Source organism: Brachybacterium nesterenkovii (genome assembly GCF_900163655.1).
GTDB lineage: Bacteria > Actinomycetota > Actinomycetes > Actinomycetales > Dermabacteraceae > Brachybacterium > Brachybacterium nesterenkovii.
The window spans coordinates 1-6,805 of sequence record NZ_FWFG01000036.1; the positions used below are offsets into that span (position 1 = coordinate 1).

Here is a 6,805-nt window from a genome sequence, read left to right on the forward strand (position 1 = left end):
CACGACGACCGCGCCCGCGCCCGTCTAACCACGGAACGAAACCCAGGGCGCTTCACTCTTTCGAGGCGCAGTGTGCGTAGACGCCCCATGACCGACTCGCCGGTTTCTTCGAACAGGCGGAAGAGGGTTCGGCGGGAGAGGTGGAGGCCGTCGGCGATGCTCTCGGCATCGAGGTCAGGGTCCGCCAGATGAGTGCGCATATAGGTCAGTGCCTCGCTACGGCGAAGGGCGTCGGGAGCGTCGACGCGAGGTCGTGCCGGGGAAAGCAGGTCGACGAGAGATGCGCCCAGGGCGGATGCCTGCGGCTCGAGTCGGTGCGCTCCGACAGGATCACCGGCCTGGCTCCTCGCGAGGCTCTTGAAGAAGGCTGCGACTGCGCCCACCGCGCCATCACAGTCGAAGGTCTTCGCCAGGAGGTAGTTGCTGCGGCTCGCGCCGACGCGAGCAAATGCGTCGTCAGCGGGGAGTTCGAGCACTACCTGTTCGTAGTAGTCCCTGGCTCGCAGAGCGAAGGGACTTGCGCTGTCGTAGATCACGAGCGAGCCCGGGGATGCGAGTGCTGCGCGCCCGGCCTGTTCGACGAGCAGGGTTCCGCGGGTCTGGAACAGGAAGTAAAGGTAGTCCTGCTCATCGTGGGCTTGGGCGATGTCGCTGCGGGAGCGCCTGACCTCCTCGGCCCTGGCCCGTTTGGTGGACAGGCGGAAGTCGGCGTACTGGCCCAGTCGGATCTCTCCGCCGAATCCGGCACCGACGGGATCGGTCCGAACTGAGACGTACGCTTCCCGGCGGACCTGGCGCCAGTAGTCGACCTCGTCGCCCCGTGGGGCGTTCCGAGTCGAGAAGGACGTTAGGCGCGGCAGCGAGGTGCTCTCCTGTCCCATGATCACGCCCCTGCTCGCTGGTCCGTGCTGGTGCGCTCTTGCATACCGGTCTGGACTACCAGAGTACGACGCCGGCCCTCGCCCGGATCGGCATCGAGAACCGATCCGTGCAGAGAGCCGGCCCGCGACCGCCGCTGAGGCGATGGTCGCGGGCCGGGGACGACGGCGCGAAATCAGGCGGGGATCATGCCATGCGGGTCGATGATGAACTTCTCCGGGGCACCGGTGTCGAACGTCGCGTAGGCGTCGGGGGCCTCGTCGAGGCTGATGACCTTGGTGTTCAGCATGTCGCTGAGGTAGGGCATGCGGTCCCACAGGATCGACATCATCAGCTCACGGTTGTAGTGCATGATCGGGGCCTGGCCGCCGGAGATCCGAGGCGACTTGATCCACACCTTGCCGAAGTCGAGCGAGAAGGTTCCCTCCTGCTCGGCCTTGGAGGAGGCCAGCGGGTCGGGGCCGTAGACGCCGACGATGCCGGTGGCACCGCCTGCGCGGGTGGCGTCCATGACCTGGTTGATGGCGTGGGCCGGGCTCATGTCCTCGGCCTCGCGGCCGATCCCGTGGGCTTCGTTGCCGACGTAGTCGACGGCGCAGTCCACCATGGGTTCGCCGAGGATGGCCTCGATCTGATCGGTCAGCGGCACGTCCTGGTTGAGATCGATGGTCTCGCAGCCGTTGTTCTTCACCAGGTCCAGCCGGTCCTGATGGTAGTCACCGACGATGATGCAGGAAGCGCCCAGGAGACGGGCCGCCGCGGCGCCGCAGCGTCCCACAGGTCCGGCGCCGGCGATGTAGACGGTCGAGCCGGGCTTCGCCCCGGCCTCCATGAGGCCGTGGAACGCGGTGGGCAGGATGTCCGAGAGAAGGGCGAGGTCACGGATCTTCTCCATGGCCTGGTCCTTGTCCGGGAAGCGGAGCAGCTGGAAGTCGGCGTAGGGGACGAACAGGTACTCCGCCTGCCCGCCCTGGAAATCACCCAGGTTGAACCCGTAGGCGCCGCAGGACACGTCGGGGTTCACGGTCTCGCACACCTCGGTGTGGCGAGCGCGGCAGTTGCGGCATCGGCCGCAGGCGACGTTGAAGGGGACCGAGACCAGGTCGCCTTCGGAGAGGAACTCGACGTCGGAGCCGACCTCGACGACCTCGCCGGTCATCTCGTGCCCCATCACCATGCCCTGGGGTACGGGGAAGGAACCGCGGTAGATGTGCAGGTCGGAGCCGCAGATATTGGTGGCGACGATCTTGAGGATGACGCCGTGCGGGGCGCTCTTGCCGTTCGGCATCTCGAGCTTCGGGAAGTCGAGGGTTTCGACGCGCATGTCCTTGACGTTCTGGAACACGACGGCGCGGTTGCTGCTTGCCATGACGATCTCCTCCAGTTGTGGATGACCCGGTCGCGGAAGTGCCACGGTCATTTGGATGCCCGTCGCCCGCGACCTCGGCTCTCGTCGAGCTTAGGCCACCCACGAGTCCATCCTCCACAGCTGTGCGGGCCACCGTTCCAGTAGTGAATGCCGCAGATGGGGGCCGGCCAGGACAGGTGGCGCTCCGACGCGATCGGCGGACCGCGTTGCTAGTCTCCCTGGCATGGCCAAAGCTCCCACCCCCTCAACGGCGGATTCCTCGCCCATCCAACCGGACGTGCGTGTTCTGGGCGCTCGCCAGCACAACCTCCAGGACATCGACCTCACGGTGCCCCGCGACGCGCTGGTGGTGTTCACCGGGGTCTCGGGTTCAGGCAAGTCCTCCCTGGCCTTCGGAACCCTGTTCGCGGAGTCCCAGCGCCGTTACCTGGAGTCGGTCGCTCCGTACGCTCGTCGCCTGATCGACCAGGCCGGCGTCCCGGATGTCGATTCCATCACGGGCATGCCGCCGGCCGTCGCTCTTCAGCAGCAGCGCGGCGGCCGTAGCGCGCGCTCTTCGGTGGGCAGCATCACCACGCTCTCCTCGCTGGTGCGCATGCTCTACTCCCGGGCCGGCCACTACCCCGATGATCAGCCGATGCTCTACGCCGAGGACTTCTCCGCCAACACCGTGCAGGGCGCATGCCCGGAGTGCCACGGCATCGGCCGGGTGTACGAGGTCACCGAGGACATGATGGTGCCGGACCCTTCATTGACGATCCGCGAGCGGGCCATCGCCTCCTGGCCGACGGCCTGGCACGGTCATCAGCTGCGCGATGTGCTCGTCGCGCTCGGCTACGACGTCGATGTGCCCTGGAAGGATCTGCCGAAGGAGGATCGGGACTGGATCCTCTACACGGACGAGACGCCGTACGTCCCGGTCCACTCGCGCCTGACGCTCGCCGAGGCCCGGGCCGCGATCGCGGCTGGCGTCGAGCCGAGCTACTCGGGCACCTTCGTCGGTGCGCGCCGGTACGTGCTCGACACGTTCGCGAACACCAAGAGCGGGTCGATGAAGCGGCGCGTGGCACAGTTCCTCACGGCCGCGCCCTGCCCTGCCTGCCACGGCAAGCGGCTGAAGCCGGAGGCTCTGTCGGTGACCTTCGAGGGCCTCGATGTCGCTGATCTCTCCGATCTGCCCCTCGCGGAGCTCTCGACGTTGATCGAGGAGGCAGTCGCGCGGGCCACCGGCGATCCCGACGGGACCGAGACTGCCGGCCAGGCACTGGACGAGGCAGCCCGACGCAACGCTGTGCAGCAGCGCGTCGACGCTGGCGGATCAGCCCATGAGGCAGCCCCCGACGTGCGCAGGACGCCGAACCACTCGGTGGAGAAGCTGGCCGCGACAGCGCGCCTGGGCGCGGAGCTCGTCAACAGGCTGCGGCCCATCATCGACCTCGGTCTGGGGTACCTCTCCCTGAGCCGCACCACCCCCACCCTCTCCGGTGGGGAGCTACAGCGACTGCGGCTCGCGACCCAGCTGACCTCCGAACTGTTCGGTGTGGTCTACGTGCTCGATGAGCCCTCCGCGGGGCTCCATCCGCAGGACGTCAGCGCCCTGCTCGGCATCCTCGACGGACTCAAGCGCCGAGGCAACAGCCTGTTCGTCGTGGAGCATTCTGTGGACGTGATGCGGCACGCGGACTGGCTAGTCGACATCGGGCCCGGTGCGGGCGAGCGCGGCGGACGCGTCGTCTACAGCGGGCCCACCGAAGGGCTCGCAGAGGTGGAGGAGTCCGTCACCCGCGGCTATGTCTTCGGGGGCAGCGGCCTGCCCCGGCGGACGCCCCGGGAGCCGCAGGGATGGCTGCAGCTTGAGCACGTCACGCGCAACAACCTGCGGGGCGTGTCGATCTCCTTTCCGCTCGGGGTGTTCACCGCCGTCACCGGAGTCTCCGGATCGGGCAAGTCGAGCCTGGTCAGCCAGGCACTACCTGCGCTGCTCGGGGAGCGATTGGGGCGGGCTGTCCAGGCGGACGACGCTGCGGCCGCCGAGGGGGACGAGCTGTTGCTGTCGGACGAGCCCGAGGAGCTCGAGGGAACGGTCCAGGGAGACCTCTCTGGGGTGCGCCGCGTCGTGAGCATTGATCAGAAGCCCATCGGCCGCACCCCGCGCTCGAACGTCGCCACCTACACCGGCCTGTTCGACCACGTGAGGCGGAGGTTCGCCGAGACGCCCGAGGCTCGCGCGCGGGGTTATAAGCCGGGCCGATTCTCCTTCAACGTCACCGGCGGCCGCTGCCCCACCTGCGAGGGCGAGGGGTCGGTCATGGTGGAACTGCTCTTCCTCCCCTCGGTCTACACCGAGTGCCCCGACTGCCACGGAACCCGCTACCAGTCCAGCACTTTGGAGATCCTCTGGCGTGGCCGGAACATCGCGGAGATCCTCGCCATGAGCGTCGAGGAGGCGCACGAGTTCTTCGACGGCGAGTTCGACATCATGCGCTCGCTTACGGCACTGATCGACGTGGGCCTGGGCTACTTGCGTCTCGGGCAGCCGGCGACCGAGCTCTCTGGTGGTGAGGCGCAGCGCGTCAAGCTCGCCACCGAACTCCAACGTTCCCAGCGCGGGGACACTCTCTACGTCCTGGACGAGCCGACCTCGGGACTGCACTGCGCCGACTCCGACCGGCTCGTGGCCCATCTACAGACCCTCGTAGAAGCAGGCAACACCGTCGTCGCGGTCGAGCTCGACATGCGCGTGGTCGCCGCAGCCGACCACGTCATCGACCTCGGACCCGGCGCGGGAGACGACGGCGGCACTGTGGTCGCCTCAGGCACCCCCGCGCAGGTCGCCTCGTCCGGAGCCGGTGCATCGGCACCGTACCTCGAGGCTGCGCTGCAGGAGACCGCCTCCCTGGGGTGAGAGTCGGAAGGCTGCGATGAGGGCAATGACCCCACGCAACGGGCGCATCGGACGAGCAACCTGCGTCGCCCGATCGAGAATCCACGCCGCGTGCATGCGGAACTCGGTCAGCAGGCGCTCCGCGCCGTTCTCGTGTCCCCGAAGCACCGGCGTTCCGGCATTTCGGACGAGATAGCCACGTGCGGCCCCGTCCCTGACGAACGAGGCCTAAGCTGGCTGACGGGCCAGACGCTCACGTCCGGCCAGGCCCTAGTGAAGAAGGGCAACCGTCAATGGCGGTACGTCATCGTCGACCTCCGGACCGAAGCTTCTTCACTGACTCCCAGGACCCGGACCGAGAATCGGCAGCCACCACCTGCCGGAACCTAGATGAGCGCAACGACGACTGCACCCGAACCACGCTACCCGGTACGGACAGCGTGCGGCTCGCCCGCAAGGGCAGGCCGTCAACTTTCGCAGAACGGAGCGGAACATGGCAGATGAATTGCATGGCAAGCGGATCGCGATCCTGGCCGCGGACGGCGTCGAGCGCGTAGAACTCGAACAGCCCAGACAGGCTCTTCACGACGCCGGGGCCACGACCGAGCTGCTGTCGCTGCACGAGGGCGAGATCAAGGCCCGCAAGAACGACCTGGACGAGGCCGGAACATTTCCGGTCGATGCCCTGGTGAAGTCCGCCTCGGCCGACGACTACGACGCCCTGCTGCTTCCCGGCGGGACGGTCAACCCCGACCAGTTGCGGATGGACACCGACGCAGTCGGATTCGTGCGCGATGTCACGGTCGCCGGCAAGCCGGTTGCCGCGATCTGCCACGGACCGTGGACGCTGATCGAGGCCGGTGTCGTGGAGGGTCGGACGCTGACCTCGTACCCGAGCATCGGCACCGACCTGCGCAATGCCGGAGCGAACGTCGTCGACGAAGAGGTGGCACGCGACGGGAACCTAATCACCAGCCGCTCGCCCGAGGATCTCCCGGCCTTCTGCGCCGCGATCATCGAGCTGTTCAGCCAGGACAAGTGAGGAAACCATGATCAACTCTGCATTGTCGGTCATCGTGCACGCCAAGCCCGGGAAGGAGGAGGACGTCGCGGACTTTCTCCGCAGCGCCCGTCCCATCGTCGAGCAGGAGGAGGGTACGCGGGCCTGGTTCGCTCTGCAGTTCGACGAATCGACCTTCGGGATCTTCGACGTGTTCCCCGACGACGAGGCCCGTCAGACCCACCTCTCGGGTGGTGTCGGTCAGGCACTCGCTGCGCAGGGAGCAGATCTGTTCAGCACCGAACCGAGCATCCAGAACGTCGACGTGATCGCGTACAAGCTGCCCGGCGAGACCTCCTAGAGCATCAGCGTCGATTGACATCGGGGTGCGGTCCCGATCGGCTCCACAGCCGTGGCCACGGCTGTGGAGCCGATTCATACCCAAACGCTGCAGCGGCCTGTTCCGATCTAGTGGCTTGCCCGGTGCCGGAAGGTCAGAAGCCCTGCCACCACAACTGCAAGAAGCGAGAGTGCCGCATAGCCGGTGACGATGGTGGTCAGTGGCAGTTTGTTCGCGAGGCGTCCGGAGATGAGTGGCTCTTCACAGATGAGGGTGTAGCTGTGGTGCGACCTGGGGCGGCGCGTCGGTGTCGGGGTGAGGGTCGAGGTCTTC

General features: G+C 67.2%; 6 protein-coding genes. 3 read left to right on the forward strand and 3 right to left on the reverse strand.

All coding sequences use genetic code 11. The features are described 5' to 3' along the window. Together FM110_RS04125 and FM110_RS04130 are read right to left on the reverse strand one after the other, a co-directional pair. On the reverse strand, positions 1-881 hold an 881-nt coding region (locus tag FM110_RS04125; RefSeq protein ID WP_143276249.1), incomplete at its 3' end, for an AraC-like ligand-binding domain-containing protein. Positions 882-1,054: 173 nt separating this feature from the next. Beyond that, positions 1,055-2,248 carry an alcohol dehydrogenase catalytic domain-containing protein gene (locus FM110_RS04130; RefSeq protein WP_087102945.1) on the reverse strand — a complete coding sequence of 398 codons (1,194 nt, stop codon included), beginning with the start codon at positions 2,246-2,248 and terminating at the stop codon, positions 1,055-1,057. Positions 2,249-2,471: 223 nt separating this feature from the next. On the opposite strand from FM110_RS04130, the gene FM110_RS04135 reads away from it, so the two are divergent. The 3 genes from FM110_RS04135 (at position 2,472) to FM110_RS04145 (ending at position 6,493) form a co-directional block, all read left to right on the forward strand. Beyond that, positions 2,472-5,153 (forward strand): excinuclease ABC subunit UvrA, encoded by a 2,682-nt coding sequence (locus tag FM110_RS04135; RefSeq protein WP_087102946.1) that lies wholly within the window; start codon positions 2,472-2,474, stop codon positions 5,151-5,153. A 472-nt stretch (positions 5,154-5,625) separates the two neighbouring features. Beyond that, the gene (locus FM110_RS04140) at positions 5,626-6,174 is read left to right on the forward strand and encodes a type 1 glutamine amidotransferase domain-containing protein (protein ID WP_087102948.1); all 549 of its coding nucleotides are present in this window, start codon (positions 5,626-5,628) and stop codon (positions 6,172-6,174) included. Positions 6,175-6,181: 7 nt separating this feature from the next. After that, a complete protein-coding gene (locus FM110_RS04145) occupies positions 6,182-6,493 on the forward strand; it encodes a putative quinol monooxygenase (protein WP_087102950.1) in 312 nt (103 codons plus the stop codon). A 107-nt stretch (positions 6,494-6,600) separates the two neighbouring features. On the opposite strand, the gene FM110_RS14465 is transcribed toward FM110_RS04145, so the two are convergent. Further along, positions 6,601-6,805 (reverse strand): hypothetical protein (locus FM110_RS14465; protein WP_234991898.1); only part of this gene is annotated, 205 nt, incomplete at its 5' end.

Excerpts from the sequence above, each read along its gene's own strand:
- FM110_RS04130 (WP_087102945.1), bottom strand. The coding sequence starts at position 2,248 with ATGGCAAGCAGCAACCGCGCCGTCGTGTTCCAGAACGTCAAGGACATG.
- FM110_RS04135 (WP_087102946.1), top strand. The coding sequence starts at position 2,472 with ATGGCCAAAGCTCCCACCCCCTCAACGGCGGATTCCTCGCCCATCCAA.
- FM110_RS04140 (WP_087102948.1), top strand. The coding sequence starts at position 5,626 with ATGGCAGATGAATTGCATGGCAAGCGGATCGCGATCCTGGCCGCGGAC.
- FM110_RS04145 (WP_087102950.1), top strand. The coding sequence starts at position 6,182 with ATGATCAACTCTGCATTGTCGGTCATCGTGCACGCCAAGCCCGGGAAG.